9 protein-coding genes are annotated in these 20138 nt (G+C 62.0%); 3 read left to right on the plus strand and 6 right to left on the minus strand.

The window, feature by feature from the left end:
• Positions 1 to 164: 164 nt before the first annotated feature.
• Together ACEN2T_RS21935 and ACEN2T_RS21940 are read left to right on the plus strand one after the other, a co-directional pair.
• Positions 165 to 4784, plus strand: coding sequence for a hypothetical protein (locus tag ACEN2T_RS21935; protein ID WP_442117529.1), 4620 nt, complete (start codon positions 165 to 167; stop codon positions 4782 to 4784).
• A 114-nt stretch (positions 4785 to 4898) separates the two neighbouring features.
• Positions 4899 to 9791, plus strand: coding sequence for a hypothetical protein (locus ACEN2T_RS21940; RefSeq protein WP_442117530.1), 4893 nt, complete (start codon positions 4899 to 4901; stop codon positions 9789 to 9791).
• A gap of 50 nt (positions 9792 to 9841) precedes the next feature.
• On the opposite strand, the gene ACEN2T_RS21945 is transcribed toward ACEN2T_RS21940, so the two are convergent.
• Positions 9842 to 12217: an efflux RND transporter permease subunit gene (locus tag ACEN2T_RS21945; RefSeq protein WP_032886494.1), complete on the minus strand. Its 2376-nt coding sequence runs from the start codon at positions 12215 to 12217 to the stop codon at positions 9842 to 9844.
• A 15-nt stretch (positions 12218 to 12232) separates the two neighbouring features.
• On the minus strand, positions 12233 to 13273 hold the full coding sequence (locus tag ACEN2T_RS21950; protein ID WP_181640667.1) for a WD40/YVTN/BNR-like repeat-containing protein: 1041 nt from the start codon (positions 13271 to 13273) through the stop codon (positions 12233 to 12235).
• Positions 13274 to 13580: 307 nt separating this feature from the next.
• On the opposite strand from ACEN2T_RS21950, the gene ACEN2T_RS21955 reads away from it, so the two are divergent.
• Positions 13581 to 14696, plus strand: coding sequence for a Gfo/Idh/MocA family protein (locus ACEN2T_RS21955; protein WP_442117531.1), 1116 nt, complete (start codon positions 13581 to 13583; stop codon positions 14694 to 14696).
• A 117-nt stretch (positions 14697 to 14813) separates the two neighbouring features.
• Here the strand turns inward: ACEN2T_RS21955 and ACEN2T_RS21960 are convergent, their stop codons facing one another.
• The 4 genes from ACEN2T_RS21960 to ACEN2T_RS21975 are packed head-to-tail and all read right to left on the minus strand — an operon-like array spanning position 14814 to position 20081.
• Positions 14814 to 16517, minus strand: coding sequence for an AMP-binding protein (locus ACEN2T_RS21960; RefSeq protein WP_099602292.1), 1704 nt, complete (start codon positions 16515 to 16517; stop codon positions 14814 to 14816).
• Positions 16518 to 16548: 31 nt separating this feature from the next.
• The gene (locus ACEN2T_RS21965) at positions 16549 to 17847 is read right to left on the minus strand and encodes an acetyl-CoA C-acetyltransferase (RefSeq protein WP_032886499.1); all 1299 of its coding nucleotides are present in this window, start codon (positions 17845 to 17847) and stop codon (positions 16549 to 16551) included.
• On the minus strand, positions 17844 to 18734 hold the full coding sequence (locus ACEN2T_RS21970; RefSeq protein ID WP_032886501.1) for a MaoC/PaaZ C-terminal domain-containing protein: 891 nt from the start codon (positions 18732 to 18734) through the stop codon (positions 17844 to 17846). The genes ACEN2T_RS21965 and ACEN2T_RS21970 overlap by 4 nt, the downstream gene beginning before the upstream one ends.
• 3 nt (positions 18735 to 18737) lie before the next feature.
• Positions 18738 to 20081, minus strand: a complete 1344-nt coding sequence (locus tag ACEN2T_RS21975; RefSeq protein WP_095184571.1) for a 3-oxoacyl-ACP reductase — start codon at positions 20079 to 20081, stop codon at positions 18738 to 18740.
• Between the last annotated feature and the right edge of the window lie 57 nt (positions 20082 to 20138).

The raw sequence follows: 20138 nt of genomic DNA on the forward strand, positions 1-20138 counted from the left end.
CCTCACGCCCTTCCCCCATCGCGTTGCCCAACGATATCCGGATACCGCCAGCGCGTGCGCCGACTTGCCATTCTTGGTCCACATCCGTGGCGCATGGCCCACCGACCAGCACCCCGGCCACTGCGATTGAAGCCCGCATCCGCACGAAAAGGATTTTCATCCCTATGCAACCGTTATCGTCCCCTCCCCTAACCGTCCAGGCCGTCAGCCGCCAGTTCGCCACCCGCCCGAGCCTCATGCCCTTGGTCCAGACCCTGCTCGGCAATGCCCTGCGCGAACGCTACCCCTCGTTGAGCATTAACCTGGCCCTTACGCACCTGGCAATCCCGCAAGCGACTAAGGGCTGGACGTTTCAGCCATTGATGGACGTCATCTTCAATTACCTCGCCGGTATCGGGCCATTGGATCTCGGTGAGGCGTACGGTATCGATCACTACCTCTCGGACGTACCGCCCAAACGTCTGAAACTGCCGGGCCTGACCCGCGAAAAGCTGGAGATGACGGTGGTCCAATCGCTGATCCAGGATCTGTGTTCGACACTGCCCATTGCCGCACAGGACGCATTGGCCCATTACTGGAATGAGCCCTCGGGCACGGGCGGCAGCCGCTGGCGTTGGCTCAGCGACATGCTCATGACCACCCTGCAAGCCAGCGCCTTGCGTCAGACCGACCTGGATGCGGACGTGCGGCAGACCCTTGACCAACTCATTGGCACCCCGGACCGCGAACAGCGGATCGCGCGATATGGTGAGCACGCGGTATACGCCTACAGCCTGGAGACACAACTGGATAACGCAGGCCAAACCACGCGCGTGTTGTCAGAGCAGTTGCTACTGACGCGTGCCATCAACGGCAAAGCGCCGGCGCTGCTGTGTTCCCCCGGCGGGCGTGTCGAGGGGTTCTCGTCCATGGATGCCTTCACCCTTGCCTGGGGCGAGCGCGCCGCTGCCCAGTACGAGGCAGAGACGATCACCTGCAATCGTTACGAGCCCGAGGGCTCGATCTTTGATTACCAGGCCACGACGCTGTTTAACCTGCAAATGGAACGCCTGGCCGCTCTGAAACTGCCCCTGGAACAACGCCAGGAAACCCTGCAGGCGCTGTACCTGCGGCTCACCGACCCCGGCGAGTTTTTCCTGGATGCGCAAGACGGCGCCGTCCGCACCCTCGATGCCGTGCGCGCTCGGTTGCCGGATGCCTTGCGCGATGCGGCCCCCGGATACCGCGAGCGATACCGGCAATACAGCCTGGCCCTGGCCACCGCCAAACAGCGGGCGGGTGGGCGCTCTTTTCTCACCGGCATCGACGATATCCACACCTACACCGTGCATGCCCTGCAGCAAGCACTTGACCATGAGGCGAGCGCTGCCGGTGACACCACCGGGCAAGCGACCCTGCACCCTGATGACCTGCAACTGACGTTCGTCGTTGCCGCGGGCTACCCAGGCACCGTGGGTATTGTCGAACGTGTCCACATGAGCCTGACGGAACTGGCGCTCAAAAACTTGGCAGGCCTGCCCAGCGGCGAGTTATCCATCGCCCATCGCCAGGGCACACCATTACCGGCCTGGTTGACCCGCGAAACGGTGATTGGCGGCAACGGATTGATCAAGCGCGTCGACATCGGCAAGCACTACCCCGAGTTGCTCAAGCAAGCGCTGTTGAGCGACACCCCTCAGGCGCGTGAGCGGGAAACACTGTTCGCCGCTCAGCAGCCGATGCAACTGTGCATGCTGGCGCTGGAACTGAGCCTCAAGGGCGAAGCCGGCATCACGCCACAAGGCGCCCGTATGGTGGCGGCGTTGATGCAAGGGAGCAGCGCTGAACAGAAGGTCGACGGCAAGCCGGTGGTGATCCGTCACCTGTCCTTTTTGCGCAGCCCCGGCGCAAAGGCCGACAAGGTCAGCGCCATGTACTTGATCGAGTTCCAGGACAGTGAACGCGGCCCGCATCTGCTTTACCGGCCCTTGTATGCCCAGGCATTGCAGGAGTTCTCCAGCCGGGCGGCGCTGTTCCAGGCCATTGCGCAACCGGGTGAATTGCAAACCAGTGTCCTGACCTGGTTATCCGATACCGCCCGACCGATTTACGACCACGGCGGTTTTCAGGAGCCCCATTATCTGCGTTTTGGCCAGGGCGATGAGTTCGCGCCGCGCCGCACGCCGCCACCGGCGACATTCGCCAGCGACGGCGCCAACGACGAACTGCACCAGTGCCTGGTCACCGGGCGGCTGATGACTTACCTGTTCAGCGACCACAGCCGGGCCTTGATTGAACAGGCCGAGCGCGAGTCCACGTCCAACAGTGAAAGTCGCTGGCAGGTGCTGATGGAGGGCGGGAGTTTGTTGTTCGGCAGCTTGCTTCAACCACTTCTTTCAGGCCCGTCAATGATAGTGGGGTGGTTGTTGGCGCTGTACAGCAGCCTCAGCCAGGACATTCAGTTGCTCGACAGTTCATCCGCCACGTCTCGCGAGCAAGGCGCGATCGACCTGTTGCTCACTGTCGCAACACTGCTGCTGGAATCCCCGCTGGCCCCCACTGCCCCGCCCCCAGCCGTGGCGCTACGCGTGCCGCAGCGACGCCCGCAGACATGGCCGGCGCCCGCACCTGCACGGATTCGCCAAGGCACCGTTGCATTGCCCGGCGTGCAGCCACAAGGCTTGCACACCGCCGTGGATTTCAGCTACGCCCAGGCCCGTTATCGCCTTACGCCAAGCCAGCGCGCCAACCTCGCGTCACTCAAGGTGCCGATGCCGGGTGACCTGCCACAGCCGGTCTTGAATGGCCCGCGCAAGGGCTTGTACCTCATCGATAACCGCTGGCATGCGCAGGTCGACAGCGACCTGTTCCGCGTCAACCTGGAGGACGATGGCAGCGTGCGAATTACCGACCCCACCGATGCCCAACGGCCTGGCCCTTACCTGCGCGACGACGGCAAGGGCATCTGGTCAGTGGACTCCCGGCTGCGCCTGCGCGGTGGCATGCCGCCAAAGCGCATTGCTGCCGAGCGCGAGCGCAAGGCCAACCGCGTCAAGGCATTGGAGGATGACCTTCAGGCCTACTTGCAAACTCAGCCCGAGGTCGACAAGGCAGAAGCCCGGCAGACCGGTTTAAGCGGCAAGCCACTGGCAGAGGCGCGTCAGCAGTACGATGCCGCCCTTGAGAAACAAAGCCAGCACCAGCAGCAGATCCTGGACAGCCTCAAGGAGCGTGAAGCCTTAAACGTTCCCTTATCGCTGACAAAAACCCTGGACCTGTTGCACGACGCCGTTCTCAATGCCCGTAAACATGTGGCCATTGCCGAGCTCGACAGAGAAGACCTGTACCGCGCCCACCCGCAGTTCCGGCGTGAAGGTCCCGGTTTCAATGTGGCAGTCGTGCTTGAACGCAACCGCTATCGCCAGTTCACGTCCCAGCTGGCAGACATCAACGAGCGCAGTATCCGCTGGCTTGAACGCCAGGCGCGACACCTTGAACACATGCAGTCAATGGGCTCCAGCGGCGCCAAACGATTCAACGAGATGACTGCCAATCGGGTGAACGAGATCAGCGCGCTGTCCATCAAGGACTTGCAACTGCGCACCTTGAAATACCTGAGCGTGAAGGATTTCGGGCACCCGCTGTTCAAGGCGATGGATAACATTGTCAGCCCGCTGCAGCAGCAGGTACGCACCCACGCCGAACTCAACGGCCTGGTGCTGTCGCCCAGTGATCGGCTGAGTGTGTTGGAAAGTCTGGTGGAGCATTACGGCCGTGCGCTGGATGGGTTGCTCGGGTTGGAAATTGTCGACGTCGAGGGCCTGGATGCGACGTTCAGCGGCCGGTTGCTGAACCTGGTCCGCGGGCTCTACGACGAGGTAACACAACGTCTGTCCAAGGAGGTCAGACCGATTGCACACACCAGCAGCCAGCCGCCCAGGCCTGTGCCGGCTCAGGCCCCGGCGGCCACATCGGCGAAACGGGTAATCAAGACCCGGCGCAGGGGCACGCTGATCGGCGACGTGCAGCGGGTGCACAACGTTGAAGTGGTCGAAGTACGCAACGAGAACACCCGGCAAGTGGTCGAGAGCTATTCACAGCAGGGCGATGTATGGGTCGAGTATGTGGTGCAGACGCCGCCCCAGGCGCCCGTCCCACCGCGCAGTCTGAGCCAGGTCAAGGGTGAAGCGCGCAAGTTGCTGGCCATGCTGGATGATCATCTGCGCAGGGCCGAGCACTACAAAAAAAGCAGCAGGCACCCCCAGGAGGTCCAGGAGGTCCTGGATTACGAAGCGGCTCGCTATGACAAACTCGCCACCGAGTTGGACCAGGCCATCGCCGCTCAGCCCGAGAGTGCCAGGACTACCGCTGACCAGGCACTGGCCAGCGACATGCGTAAGGCCGGTGAACGCTTGAGTGCCTTGGGCCAGACATTGCGGCACCAACTGAGCCTGGAACTGCCGCCCACCCACGGCAATCTGGAATACCTGCTCAACCAGCGCCAGGTCAACGTGGCCAAGTTGGGCGGGCGGACCCGATTGAAGGGTGAGCGCCAGGACTTCATCCAGGAGTACGCGATCAATGATCCCAAAGGCTACCCGGTGTGGTATGCGCATTTTCACTACCCCACCGCAGACACCGCAGGGGCCGACTACACCGCCGCGCACGTGAAAACCCGCGAACAGCGCAAGCAAAGCTATTACTCGTTGCTCGCCAAGGCGCAGGGCCCGCAGGCAGTGGTCGACGTACACCGAGGCTTGATTGGCAAGGCGCTGGCGCAGCGCTGGTTCTTATCGTTCCCGTAATAAACCGGCCCGAGCCGTTCGCGCACGTGTGCACTATCGGGCTACCGCATCAGGCGTGGCGTTGGCGTTAGGTTAGGCGGGCATTCGCTTATCCAACGTAAAGGAATACCTTCCATGCCAATCGTCACGCCGATCCCGGCGGAAAACCTGCTGAAAACCGTGATAAAGGGGCAGTTTTCAACGCGCCCCGCCCTGCGGTCGGTAGTTGCAGAAATGCTGGCCCGCACCCTGAAAGAACACTACTCGCCCCTGTCCATCGCCCCTTCGGATCTGTACATGGCGCTCCCCCGTGAGTGGGGCGGCCGGGCACTGCGGCCGCTGCTGGATGTGGCGCTGCAATTCCTTGCCGACGGCCATTTTCCCGACCTTTCATTGAGTTACGGGCTGGACGCCTACCTGAGCGACGCCACCGGCAGCCGACTCACGTTTCAGGCCGATGGCGAGCGCAGCTACGACCTGAACGTCTTCGAAAACGCGATACGGGAACTGCCCTTGATCCTGTTTATCGGGGCCCAAGAGGCGCTGGCCGCGTATTGGGAACAGGACAGCGATACCGGCGTCAGTCGCTGGCAATGGTTGGCCGAAGTGCTGCGCGGCGCATTCAGGGCCAGCGCCGTCCGTCAATCGGGGGACGACACCCAGCAACTGCAGATACTGAGCACCCTGGCCGACTATCCCAGCCGAGAAACCAGGACCGAGCAGCCATGGCCTGCCAATGCGATCCACGCCTACACCCTGGAAACCCAGCTAGTACAAGGCAGGACATCACTGACGCAGCAGGCCAGCGATATTCTGCTGGTCAGCGGCACGCGCGTTCTGCTGTGCGGTTTGTCCGGCTGGATCGATTCCTACGCCAGCCTGGATGCATTCGGCGAGGCATGGGGTAAACGCATCCAGGCAGAGGAGATGGCCGACACCATCACTTGGCGCCTGTACGAGCCCGATGGCGATATTTTCGAAGTGCAGGCGGCGCTGGTATTGGATCGGCAACTGGAGAACCTGGCCAATCTGCGCCTGCCGGCGGGCACCAGCGTCAAGGCGTTGGAACAGCAGTTTGCGGCAATCACCGACCTGGCCAGCCTGTTCACTGACTCACCCGCCATCGCCAGCCATCCCGCGCCGTCGATCGAGACGGCCCTGCCCGGCTGGCTGCAAAACGCCTCGGCGGCCGATCGTTTCGCGTTTTCTCAGTGCCTGCTCGAACAGGCCAGCCTTCGGCGTCTGAATCAAGGCAAACACTACCTCGATGATCTCGAGGATATTCGCAGCTATGCCGCCAGCCATCTGGATCACCAACTGTGCCTGGACCGCAACGCCACCGAACACGGCGAACGCAGCTGCAAGGAACTTGCCCAGGGCGCCTACCGGGCCGACGCACTGCAACTGACCTTCGAAGTGCCGGTGGGCACCCTGCAAAGTGGCTACATCGACCGCGTGTCAATGAGCCTGGTCGACCTGGCGCTCAAGAACCTTTCAGGTAAACCTGCCGGCCGCATGACGGTGCGCCATGCGGATGGCCAGCCGGTCGACAGCAGCCTGACCCCGGAGTACCTGCTCGCGCTGGTGCAGCGCATCGATGTCGGGCGCAACTACCCGGCTTACCTTCACCAGTCACTACTCGGCGAGGACGCCCAGGCGCAAGAGCGCAAGCGGCTGTTCCTTGTGCAGCGTCCCATCGACCTGAAAACCCAGGCCCTGGAATACAAGATCAAAGGCCAGGCCGGGCTTACGTCACGAGGGCTGCGCTATGTCGAAGCAGTGCTGGGCACCCACAGTACCGAGCGCTGGGCGGGCATGGATGAAGTGGTCATGCGTGTGCTCGCCTTTCAACGTAAGCCCGGCGCCAAGGCGGACGGGGTGCAGAATATGTTCATCATCGAGCCGCGCAACGGGCAGCCAGGCCCGCGCTTGTTGTATCGCCCGGCGTATCGGGATTCGCTGTTGGAATTCACCGACCGCGCCAGTCTGCTGGCCGCCATCGCCGAGCCCGGTGAGCTGCAGGACAGCGTCCTGGCCTGGATGGAAGACCCTGCCAGAGCGGTGTACAGCAACGGCGGGTTCCGGGAACCCCATTACGTGCGTGTCAGCGGCATAGGTTCCGAGTTCGACCCCTTGCCGTCCATTCCACGCCCCGCGACGCTGGCCCCACCGAGTGATGAAAGCAGCGATCAAATCCTCCAGGCGCTGGGCAACAACCAACTGATGGACTACCTGTACGAGTGCGAAGCGCGGCAACTGCAGGAGCAAGCCGACCGCGACTCGACGTCCAACACCGAAAGCCGCTGGGCGCTGATTCTCGAAGGCGTGCAACTGGGCTTCAACACCTTGCTGATGCTGGTGCGTGGGCCCTTGGCAGCGGTGGGCTGGTTCATGCAGTTGGCCCTGAGCCTCAAGCAGGACGTACCAGCCCTGGAAAGCCAAGACCCGATTGCCCGTGAACTGGCGTGGGTCGACCTGCTGCTCAACACCAGCATGGTTCTGATTCACCTGGGGATACGCGACCACGTAGCGCAGGCCCCTGCGCAAGCGGAGATCCCACGGTTGCCATTGCAACACCCGCAGGGCCAGGCCATCTCGACCCCGGCCGTGGTGCAACGGGGCATTATCGGCTTGCCTGCCGAACCGCCCGGCGGCGGCCGCACCCTGTTGGATATCGACCGCTCCCTGGCCAGCGACAGGGCCGCGACACGTTTGTTAAGGAAACTGCTGGAGGTCAATGTGCCCTGGCCTGAACACGCCCCGGACCCCGTCGCGCTCGGCCCTTATCGCGGGTTGTTCAAGATCGGCCAGCGCTGGCACGCCACGGTGGGCGGCCTGTTGTTTCGCGTCAACATTACCCCGGACGTGGACGACGTATTCATCATTGACCCGAACAAACCCGATCACCCCGGCATCAAGCTGCGCACCGATGGCAAGGGCCACTGGACCCTAGACCGCGGGCTCAAGCTGGCGGGCGGCGGGCCCAAGCGCCTGGCAACGCTGCGCGAGGAGAATCGTCGCCAGGCGGTGCAATTGAAGGACCGGATGGACACGCTCAATGCGCAGATTTCCCCGGACATGGCCGAGTTCAGAGATTGGTTGACCCGCCTTAACAATAACCGCGCGGTCCTGATCAAGCAGACCACTACGTTGAAACTGGTGTGGAACCTGCTGCAAAAAGCCACCGATGCGCAGAGACCCGCGATCGAAGCACGGCATCAGCAGGAGATAGCGGCCTATTCGAAGGCGCGCACCGACTATGAGGTGGTCCTGGATAAACTCGAGCAGAGTTACGCCAAGGTACTGCCAAAGCGCATCGAGCTGTACAAGGTAGGTCAGGACCTGCAGAAATACGCGGGTGCCGGCCCCCATGTCCAGGACCAGGCCATCACGCTCAAAACGCTTTGGGACGAGCAAATGCGCACGCATGTCCACCTGCAGAAATGGGCCGACACCTTTATGTTCACTGAGCGTGGCGAGCCCATGAGCCACCTGGCCAGCCGGATGCGCGAGGAACTGCGCGAAGGTCGCCCCTGGGCGTATAACGAACATGTGACCCGCTCGATTGAACTGGCGGACGTCGTTCAACGCATGGCGGCCCGCTCGCGCGAGATGGAAACCACCCTTGAGTTGCTGGAACAGGACTCCGTGGCCGGACGTGTGTTGCGCACGCAAGCGTTGTCCAAAATTACGACGTTCCAGCACTTTTTTGCGCAGAATTTGGAGATGCATGCGCTGATCCCGCTCTCGTGGGTGGTCGTGAAATTGTCGGCGCTGGAGGCGTCGCCGCTGGAGGCGCTGTACATCGACCATCTAAACAATTCGAGCCTGGGCCAGGCCTTGCTGTCACATACCGAAGTGCGCAGCAGCAGCGGTTATCCGCTGGATGAGCAACGATTGCTGTACGGCACAATCCTGGACAAGTACCGCAGCTACGAGCAGGCCATCGAGGCGCTCACGTTCATCAATCCGCAACGCGTACACCCCGTGGCCGAACGCCTGCTGGCCGGGCTGAGTCGGGCGCGGACGCTGGCTGAAAACGAGCTGGAAAGTGTGGTGCGCAGCCAGGAAGCACTGGAGGTCGAAGCATCCGCCGCCACGTTGCTCAGGCCGAAAGAGCCGGCCAAACGTATCTTCAAAACCCGTACGCGCACGTACTGGATCGGCGAGCTGAAACCTGTCGATGGTCTACACCCTCGCGAACGGCTCACCATTACCAATAGCCTGACCGGTGAACCCCTGACCACCTTCGACGCGGATGATGCCGGCAGTTGGGTGGAAACGCCCCAGCAACCCATGGCCGCCCCCGAACCGGCGGCGCCGGCCTCTACCCTGGCAATGCTCAAAGACCAGGGCGAAAAAGTGCTGCGGCAACGCCCCGAGATCGAACGGCTGATCAGTGCCCAACAGAAGAAGCTGGAGTCCGCCCTCACCCGGCAAGACGTCAACCCGGCCGACTGGGATGAGTTGCTCACCGGACAGGCCGATAGACTCAACGCACTTGCGGATGAAATCGCACGGGATCACAGCGACCAGCCCAGGGCGCAGGACGCCATCGATCGCTACCGCGCCAACGCCAGGGACATGCAGCGCATGGCCACACGACTGTGCAGCGACGCCTACAAACGCCAGTGGCCGACCCTGGAAAGCCTCGATTACCTCTGGCGACACAAGGAAATCGATATCAACCTGACCAGCCTGGCAGACCCGCAGCGGCCAACCCTCAGTGGGGATTTCTTCACCGAATACGCGGTGTACGACAAAGCGCAAAAGCCGCCCAGTGTGCTGTGGTATGCCCACTTTCACTACGCCACCGCCGACGCGCCGCCTGAGCGCTACACGCGAGCCCACTTGAAACTGGCGAGCCAGCGCAAATACACGCAAAAGGATTTGCTCAAGGAACATGTCCAGGCGAAATTGCGCACTGAGCAGGCGGCAGGGGCCGACCCGGTGGAAAGAATCCTGTACGTATTGATCGCGCCGCCCCAGGACCAGCTCTTCCTGGCTATCGCGCCAACCATCAATTGACCCTCAACGTCCGGCGTCGCTGACGCCGGACGTTGTGCACCGCCTTGGGCTCAGTGGGCAAACAGCGAATTGCCCTTCTGACCCGCCAGCTTCTCGGGTTTGATCAGGAAGCGCGCCAGTGCCGGCAGCAGCCACAGTGCGCCGAACATGTTCCACAGCAGCATGAAGGTGAGCATCAAGCCCATGTCGGCCTGGAACTTGATGGCCGAGAAGATCCAGGTGCACACGCCGATGGCCAGGCACAGGCCGGTAAACAGCACGGCTTTACCGGTGGATTTGAGCGTCTGGTAATAGGCTTCCTGCAACGGCAACCCGGCACGCAGGAAACTTTCCAGGCGGCTGTAGATGTAGATGCCGTAGTCCACGCCAATCCCCACGCCCAACGCCACCACCGGCAAGGTCGCGACCTTGACGCCGATGCCCATGAACGCCATCAGCGCATTGCCCAGTACCGAGGTGAGCACCAGTGGCAGCACGATGCACAGGGTCGCGGCCCACGAGCGGAAGGTGATCATGCACATGGTCGCCACGCACAGGTACACCAGGATCAGGATGGTCAGTTCCGACTCCTTGATGACCTCGTTGGTGGCAGCTTCGATCCCGGCGTTACCGGCGGCGAGGATGAACTCCAGGCCGTCCTTGTTGTTTTCCTTGGCGAAGTCCTGCACCGCATGCACGGCGCGGTCGAGGGTTTCGGCCTTGTGGTCGTTGAGGAACACCAGCACCGGCGCCAGTGAGCAGTTGTTGTTGTACAGGCCGTCGGCGCGGGCAATGGAGTTGTTCAGCACGTCCGGGTTACGCGACAGGGTTTCCCATTTCAGGTTGCCCTCGTTCATGCCCTTAATCATCTGCTTGGACACGGTCACCAGTGAGATCGCCGACTGCACGCCCTCGGTGTTCTGCATCTTCCACATCAACTGATCGATGGGCGCCATGGCTTCATACCGCGAGCAGCCTTCGGCCTTGGTCTTGACCATCACCACCAGCACGTCGGAGCTGGTGGAGTAATTGCTGATGATGAAGTTGTTGTCTTTGTTGTAGCGCGAGTCCGGGCGCAGTTCCGGTGCACCTTGGTCCAAGTCGCCGATCTTGAGGTTCTGGCTGTACCAGAGGCCGCCGCCAAAGGCGACCAGGGCCAGCAGGACCGACACTGGCGCGACTTTGGCGCTGGCGAATTTGGACAGCAGGCGCCAGAACGGATGCTCGCGGTTTGCGTCTTTCTTGCTCTTGGCGATGGCGCGCTTGCTGATGCCGACATAGGAAATCGCCACCGGCAGCAGGATCAAGTTGGTGAACACGATCACCGCCACGCCGATGGACGCGCCGATGGCCAGCTCACGAATCACGCCGATGTCGATGATCAACAGCGTAATGAACCCGACCGCATCCGCCAGGATCGCGATCATCCCCGGCAGGAACAGTTGACGAAAGGTCCGCCGTGCAGCCGTCAACGCGTTGTCGGCCTCGCTGGATTGCAGGGCGATACCGTTGATCTTCTGCACGCCATGGGAAATACCGATGGCGAAAATCAGGAACGGCACCAGCATCGAATACGGGTCCAGCCCGAAGCCGAAGAAGTGCATCAACCCCAGTTGCCAGACCACCGCCACCAGGGTGGTGCTCAACACCGCGATGGTGCTGCGCAGGCAGTTGGTGAACCACAGCAGCAGAATCAGGGTGATGACGAATGCGATGCCGAAGAACAGCACCACCATTACCAGGCCGTCGATCAGGTCGCCGACCTTCTTGGCAAAGCCCACGATGTGGATCTTGACGTTGGGGTTCTGGGCTTCGAACTTGTCGCGGATCTTGTCTTCGAGTTCATGGGAGAACTTGCGATAGTCCAGGGCCAGCAACTTGCCCTGATCCTGCGGGTCCGGATAGGACTCCAGCAGCGGGATATCCACGATGCTCGACTTGAAATCGTTGGCGACCAAGCGCCCGACCTGGCCGGACTTGAGTACGTTATTGCGCAGTTGATCGAGGCTTTGCGCCGAGCCGTTGTAGCTTTGGGGGATCACCTCACCGCCGGCGAAGCCCTCTTCGGTCACTTCGGTCCAGCGCACGCTAGGACTCCATAGCGACTTGAGGCCCGAGCGGTCGACGCCGGAGATGTAGAACACCTCGTCGTTGATCTGCCTCAGGGTCTCCATGTACTCCTTCGTGAAGATGTCACCGTCCTTGGCCTCCACCGAGATGCGCACGGTGTTGCCCAGGTTGGCCAAGTCGTTGCGGTGTTCCATCATCTTTTCGATGAAGGGGTGCTTGAGGGGGATCATCTTTTCAAAGCTGGTGGACGGGCGAATCAGCGTCGCCTGCCAGAACAGGAACACGCTCACCAGCAGGCAGATGACGATCACTGCCGGGCGATTATTGAAAATCAGGCGCTCAAGAAAGGTCGCTTTATCGTTGTGATGACTGCTCATTCTGTCCCCGCCTTCTTATTGTTTTACGAGCTCAGCGCCAGTCGGCGTCGATACGCGAACGCCACCCTGCCCGGCCAGAATCAAGTTGCCATTGCCCGCCGCCGTCACCGACGACAGTGAAATACGGTCAGGGCGGTTGAACACGCTGAAGGTCTGGCCATCGTCGTGGCTGACCACCACGCTGCCACCGTTGCCGACCACCACGATTGCGCCGTCATCCAGCAAGGTCGCGCCCGACAAACCAAACTCCAAGGCGCCACGGGTAGCGTTCAACTCAACCTGCTCCCAGGTACTGCCGAAATCGGTGGAACGGTACAGGTTGCCGCGCAGGCCGAAGGCCAGCAGGGTTTGCGGTTGCGCGGTGCTGATTACACCGAACAGCGAACCTTCATAAGGGCCTTCGAGTTTTTCCCAGGTCTGCCCGTCGTCACTGGAGCGGAACATGCTGCCCTGCTCGCCGACGATAAACAGGCCGGCGTCTTTGATCTGGGCGATGGCGTTGAGGTGGAACTGGTCTTCGTTGTCGAGGCGGTCGCTGACGTCGTTCCAGCTCTTGCCGCCATCGGTAGTTTCGATCAATGCACCGTAGGCGCCGACGGCCAGGCCGTGATTGGCGTCTTTGAACCACACATCGAGCAGCGGCGCTTCACGCTTGAGGTCCTGGTATTGCTGGGCCCAGGTGGCGCCGCCGTCGGTGCTGGCGAGAATTTGCGCATCGTGGCCTACCGCCCAGCCATGTTTGTCGTCGACGAAAAACACTGCCGTGAGCAATTGGCGGGTGGGGACTTTGGCTTGGGTCCAGGTAGAGCCCTGGTCATCGGAATAGAGGATATGCCCGCGATCACCGACGGCTACCAGGCGCTTGCCGGCATGCACCACGTCGATCATCAGGCCTTTGGCGGCCTTGGGGGACTCAATCGCAAACGCTGGCGTTGCGGGGGTATCGCTGGCTGCCAGCACCGGTGTCGTCAACGCAGCACCGGCCAGCAACGAGAGCGCTGTGGCCAGCAACGCAACCCTGCGTGCGGCGCGTGGGCGGCAAACAACCCAACCCATGACAGGCTCACTCATAGACCTTTCTCCCATTTATTATTGTTAGGTCTTGCCTTCCCGGGCTCTGAAACCTGCAATCTAGAGCGCCTGAAGGAAGCAGGGGCCATCCTATCGGGCTTTGGAATCGTCTGACAATCGGCGCTACGTTATCTTTTGTTAACTGGCGGCTTTTGGCCACTTGGTGAATATAGCTGCATTCGCCAAGGTGATTACCGAGGCGTTAATGAATTTTTATTCCATCTATTGAAATGTGGGAATTTTTATTCCATTAATGCACATCCTGAAAACAATAATCCAAAGGACCACGGCTATGCGTGAACTCGGAATCGGCTTGATCGGCACAGGCTTCATGGGCCGCGCCCACGCCTTGGCGTTCAACAATGCCCGGGCGGTGTTTGAACTGCCAGTCACCCTGAAGCTGGCCGCCCTGGCCGATGCCGACACCGAACGCGCCCAGCACTGCGCCTCGTCCTGGGGGTTCGATCACGCCCATGGCGACTGGCAGGCGCTGATCAACGACCCCAAGGTCGATATCGTGGCCATCACCACCCCCAACCACCTGCACTACCCCATGGCGATGGCCGCGATTGCCGCCGGCAAAGCGGTGTATTGCGAAAAACCCCTGGCCGTGAGCCTGGAACAGGCCGACGCCATGCGCCGCGCCGCCAGTGCCGCCGGGGTGGTAACCCGGGTGGGCTACAACTATCAACACAACCCGATGATCACCTTGGCGCGGCAATTGATCGCCAGTGGCGAGTTGGGTGACCTCATCAGCTTCCAGGGCGAGTTCAGCGAAGACTTTATGGCTGACCCAACATCACCCTGGTCCTGGCGCTGCGAAGTGGAACAAGCCGGCGGCGCACTGGCGGACTTGGGCAGCCACTTGCTGTCGATGGCGCGCTATCTGGTCGGGGATGTGGTCAGCGTCTGCGCCGATACCCAGACCGTCCACGTTCAACGCCCGGCTGTCAAAGGCAGCAACGAACTCAAACCTATCGCCGTGGATGACCAGGTACACGCCCTGCTGCGTTTCGCCAATGGCGCGCGCGGCACGGTGAGCAGCAGTTGGCTGAAACATGGCTACAAGAACCACTTGAGCTTCGAGATCAGCGGCACCAAAGGCACCTTGGCGTTCGATCAGGAGCGCTTGAATGAGCTTCGCCTGTGCCGTGTCGGCCAGGACGGCTTCCAACGCTTGCTGGCCGGCCCTTCCCTGCCCGGTTATGCGGCGTTCAGCCCGGCAGCGGGACACCAACTTGGCTACAACGAGTTAAAGACCCTGGAAGTGCAAGAATTGATCATGGCCGTCGCAGGCCAGGGGACCGATGGCACCGACTTTGAAGCCGCGTGGGAAGTGGAGCGGTTGGCGACGGCGATTCGTGTGGCTGCCCAGGAAGAACGTTGGGTCAACGTGAACTCGGTTTGAACATGTGGGAGGGGGCTTGCTCCCGATGGCGGTGTGTCAGACGAAGATGTTCCAACTGGGCCACCGCCATCGGGGGCAAGCCCCCTCCCACATTTAGATCGCCTACACACATTTAAATCAGCGCAAGGCTCGGCGCAGCACTTTACCCACGGTGGTTTTAGGCAACTCGGTGGTGCGAAACTCCACATACCTGGGCACCTTGTAACCCGTCAGGTATTCCCGGCAATGGGCGAGGATCTGTTCCTGGGTCAGGTTCGGGTCCTTGCGCACCACGATGATCTTCACTTTCTCGCCCGTGACGCCGTCCTCCACGCCAATCGCGGCTACTTCGCCTACGCCGGGGTGCATCGCCACCACGTCTTCGATTTCATTCGGATACACGTTGAAGCCCGAGACCAGGATCATGTCCTTCTTGCGGTCCACCAGGCGGATATAGCCGCGCTCGTCCATCACGCCAATATCGCCGGTGGACAACCAGCCCTGCGCATCCAGCACCTCGGCGGTTGCCTCGGGGCGTTTCCAGTAGCCCTGCATCACCTGCGGGCCACGCACTTGCAGTTCGCCCTGCTCGCCAATGTCGGCGAGTTCACCGTCCTCACGCATAAAGCGCACCCAGGTGGACGGCAACGGCACACCGATGCTGCCGGTGAATTCCATCTCGCGCATGCGCGCAATGTTGATCGGGCTGATGCTCACTACCGGCGAGCACTCGGTCAGGCCATAACCTTCGATGATCGGCAGCCCAGTGACTTCCTTCCAGCGCTTGGCCACCGCCGTATGGGTGGCCATGCCGCCGGCGATCACCATGCGCAGATCGGAAAAGTCCCGCGCGCAGAACTCCTTGTTTTCCAGCAAGCCGTTAAACAGTGTGTTGACCCCGGCAATGCCGTTGAAGCGCTCCTTGCGCAGGATCATCTGCACCCGTTTCACGTCCCGTGGGTTGGCGATGAGGATGTTGCGCCCGCCCAGGCACATGAACATCAGGCAGTTCACCGTCAGGGAAAAGATGTGGTAAAGCGGCAGCAACGTGACGTTGGTTTCCTGCTTGTGTTGGTCCAGTTGATCGCCGACCCACGCCTTGGCCTGCAGCAGGTTGGCGATGATATTGCGGTGGCTGAGCATCACGCCTTTGGCGTCGCCAGTGGTGCCGCCGGTGTATTGCAGGAAGGCCAGGTCATCCAGGGCCATGCTCACCGGAAAGTGGTTGAGGGCCCGCCCCTGTTTCAACACCCGATTGAAACGTACCGCCCCCGGCAGCTTGAACGCGGGTACCTGCTTCTGCACGCTGCGCAGGATGAAGTTCATTGCCGCGCCCTTGAAGGTGCCGAGCAAGTCGCCGATGGCCGCGATTACCACGCGCTTGACGCTGCTGCCAGCCACAACCTTCTCCAGGGTGTGGGCGAAGTTTTCGAAGATCACCACCGTCTCGGCGCCGCTGTCCTTGAGCAAGTGTTTGAGTTCGTGGGCGGTGTACAGCGGGTTGACGTTGACCACCACCGCGCCAGCCAGGATGGTGCCGAGCAGGCAGATCGGGTACTGCAAGCAATTGGGCATCATCAGCGCCACACGGTCGCCCGGCTGTACGCCCTGGCCCTGGAGCCAGGCGGCAAACGCAATGCCTTGGACCTGCCAGTCGGCGTAGGTCATTTCAGTGCCGATGCTGACGTAAGCCACGCGCTCACGGAATTTTTCCAGGTGCTCCAGGAATACTTCCCGCAGCGATGGGTATTCCTCAATCGCGGCATCAATGTCTGCCGGGACGCCGGGCAGATAAGCGTTCAACCACACGCGTTCGGTGTGTTCCTGGCTGATAGCGTTCATGGCAGTCTCCTTATTGTTATTTTGGGTAGCGCTACTTTTCGACAATGGCGGTAATGCCCAGCCCGCCCGCTGCACAGATCGAGATCAAACCGCGCCCGCCGCCGCGCTCGTGGATGGCCTTGGCCAACGCCGCCAATTGCCGGCCACCGGTGGCGGCAAACGGATGACCGCAGCCGAGGGAACCGCCGTTGACGTTCATTTTGGCGCGGTCGATGACGCCCAGCGGCGCGTCGAGGCCCAGGCGTTCGCGGCAATAGTCGGCGTCTTCCCAGGCCTTGAGGGTGCACAACACCTGAGCGGCAAAGGCTTCGTGGATTTCGAAAAAATCGAAGTCGGCAAAGCTCAGGCCTTCGCGCTTGAGCATGCGCGGCACGGCATAGGCCGGGGCCATCAGCAGACCTTCGGTGCCGTCGACAAAATTCACCGCGGCGGTTTCGCCGGTGCGTAGGTAAGCCAGCACCGGCCAGCCGTTGGCGGCCGCCCACTCTTCGCTGGCAAGCAGCACCACCGAGGCGCCATCGGTCAGAGGCGTGGAGTTGCCCGCTGTGAGCGTGCCGTTCTGGCGGTCGTAGGCTGGAGATAGACCGGCGAGTTTTTCCAGGCTGGCGTCGGCCCGCAGATTGTTGTCACGGGTCAGGCCGCGGTGGGGGCTGATCAGGTCCTCGAAGAAACCGCGTTTGTACGCGGCATCCAGGCGTTGGTGGCTAGTGAGGGTCAGCTCATCTTGGGCCAGGCGCTTGATCTGCCAGCGCTTGGCCATTTCTTCGCAGTGCTCGCCCATGGACAAACCGGTGCGCGGCTCGCCGTTGCGTGGCAGCAGCGGTTTGAAAAACATCGACGGCCGCGCCTTCAGCAGAGCCTTGAGCTTGTCGCCCAAGCCCTTGGCGCGGTTGGCTGCGAGCAAGGTATGGCGCAAGGATTCGTTGATGCCGATGGGGGCGTCGGAGGTGGTATCGGCGCCACCGGCAATGCCTACTTCGATCTGGCCCAGGGCGATTTTATTCGCCACCAGCAATGCCGCTTCCAGGCCCGTGCCGCAGGCTTGTTGCAGATCGTAGGCCGGGGTCTCGGGGGACAAGGTGGTTGATAGCAGGGACTCACGTGCGAGGTTGAAATCCCGCGAATGCTTGATCACCGCGCCGGCAGCAAACTCGCCCAGGCGCTGGCCGTGCAGGTTGTAACGGTCGACCAAGCCTTGCAGCGCCGCTACCAGCAAATCCTGGTTGCTGTCGTGGGCATACACCGTGTTGGAACGGGCAAAAGGGATACGGTTGCCGCCGATAATCGCCACGCGGCGGGTCGGGGCCGGATTGAAGCTGTAGTCACTCATGTATGGCTCTCATTCCAGACAAATAGCCCGCGCATATGGGGTTTGTCGCCGGCGAAATTGCGCACTTCGAATTCGCGACGCGGGCCGGTCACAGGGTGTTGCCACAGGGCAACTTGGCCGGGCAAAAAGATCGGCAACTTGAAGTCGCAATGGGCTTCGGCCTGATCCAATCCACCGGGCGGTTGCTGGGCGGCCAAGGCGCGGCCAAGCGTCCACATGCCGTGGGCGATGGCGCGGCGGAAACCGAAGAGTTTTGCGCCGATCACCGAGGTGTGGATCGGGTTGAAATCCCCCGAAACCTTGGCGAAGCGCCGGCCCAGGTCGGCGGGTAAAACCCAGCGCTGGGTGCGCAGCAGGCCGTGTTCCTGCAATGGCAACGCGTCGCCCCAGGGCTCGCCGATCGGGTCTTTTACGTCGCGGCGCAGGTAGAGGCTGTCGCTTTCCCACGCCAGGGTGCCGGCGCTGTAAGCGCGTGTGGCGATGCTCAGCGCCTGGCCCTTGGGATGGGCGACCCAGCGCTCGGCATACACCTCCAGGCGCAAGGCCTGACCTTCGTGCAGGCGCTGGTGCTGACGAATGCGATTGGCCAAGTGCACCATGCCGCTGGCCGGGTACGGGAAGCTTGGCCGGGTCAACAGCATCAAGTGCAGCGGGAACGCCAGCACATGGGGATAGGACAGCGGCACACCCTGCTCGCGCCGGAACCCGCAGGCACGGCCATAGGCGGCGATGCCTGCGGCGGATAACCCCACCGCCGAGCGCACCAGCCGCTCCTTGGGCAGTACCGGCGCGCCGTCGAACTTGGGCTTACGCAGGGCGCGTACGCCATCCAGCAACAACTGGGTGCGCGAGGGCGGCGGGTCAATAATCTGGGTCACGTAGTCCATGGCTCAGGCTCCCAGCAGACTTTGGCCGCACACACGAACGACTTGGCCATTGACGCCACCCGACGCGGGATGCGCCAACCAGGCGATGGTCTCGGCCACATCGATGGGCTGCCCGCCCTGGCTCATAGAGTTCATGCGCCGCCCTGCTTCGCGAATCATCAGGGGGATCTTTGCTGTCATCTGGGTCTCGATAAACCCCGGCGCTACGGCATTCACCGTCACCTGCTGCGTGGCGGCGCGTGTCGCGAGGCCTTGCACCAGGCCGATCACGCCAGCCTTGGAGGTGGCGTAGTTGCTTTGGCCGAGGTTGCCGGCAATACCGGAAATCGATGACACACACACAATGCGCCCACCGGGATTAAGCCCCTGGTTTTCCATCAATGCGGTGCTCAGGTGCAACGGTGCTTCGAGGTTGACCGCCAGCACATCGCGCCAGGCCGCTTCGGGCATTTTTGCGATGGTCTTGTCGCGGGTGATGCCGGCGTTGTGCACCACCACATCGAACGCGCCGTATTGGCTGACGTGGGCCAGCAACGACGAGGCTGCGTCCGGCGCGGTGATGTCCAGGGGCAACGCTGAACCATCGACGCTGGCGGCGGCCTGTTCCAACGATTGCTGGGCCTGGGGCACGTCCACACACACCACGTGCGCCCCTTCACGCGCCAAGACTTGGGCGATGGCCAAACCGATGCCACGGGAAGCGCCAGTGACCAGCGCACGTCGGCCAGCGAAAGGCTTGTCCCAGTTGACACTAGGGTTGCCATCTACCGGTTTTTCCAATCGCACCACTTGCCCCGACACATAGGCCGAACGCCGCGACAGGAAGAAACGCAGGCTGCTGTCCAACCCGTCTTCGGCACCCGGCGCAACATAAAGCAACTGGACGGTGATCGCCCGACGCAGCTCCTTGGCCAGCGAACGCACCAGCCCTTCGAGGGCGCGTTGGGCGACGGCGTGGGGCAAGTCCGCGCAATGCTCCGGTGCAGTGCCGAGCACCACCACCCGTGCGTGTTGGCCCAGGCGCTTGGCGTTGGCGTGGAAGAATACGTACAGCTCATCCAACTGTTTAAGGTCGACCACCGCGCTGGCGTCATACACCGCGCCCTGGGCCTTGACCGTGGACGGCGCCTTGAGCGTTGCCGGGGTAGCCGCGACCGTGTCGGTGGCGCTGAAGACCTGGTGCACCTGGGAGGCCAGGCGCCCTGCCCCGGCGACAATCACCGGATTAGCCAGGCCCGGCTGACCGCTGCGATGGCGTTGCAACGGCACGGGCTGGGGCAAGCCCACTGCCTGGGCCAGGCGACGGCCCCAGGGGGAATTGACGAACGATAGGTAGCTGTCACTCATATCAGCATTCACTCACAACACATTCTGACCTTGTAAACCCGGTCCATGTGGGAGGGG

Source organism: Pseudomonas sp. W22_MBD1_FP4 (genome assembly GCF_052113765.1).
GTDB classification, from domain to species: Bacteria; Pseudomonadota; Gammaproteobacteria; order Pseudomonadales; family Pseudomonadaceae; genus Aquipseudomonas; species Aquipseudomonas sivasensis.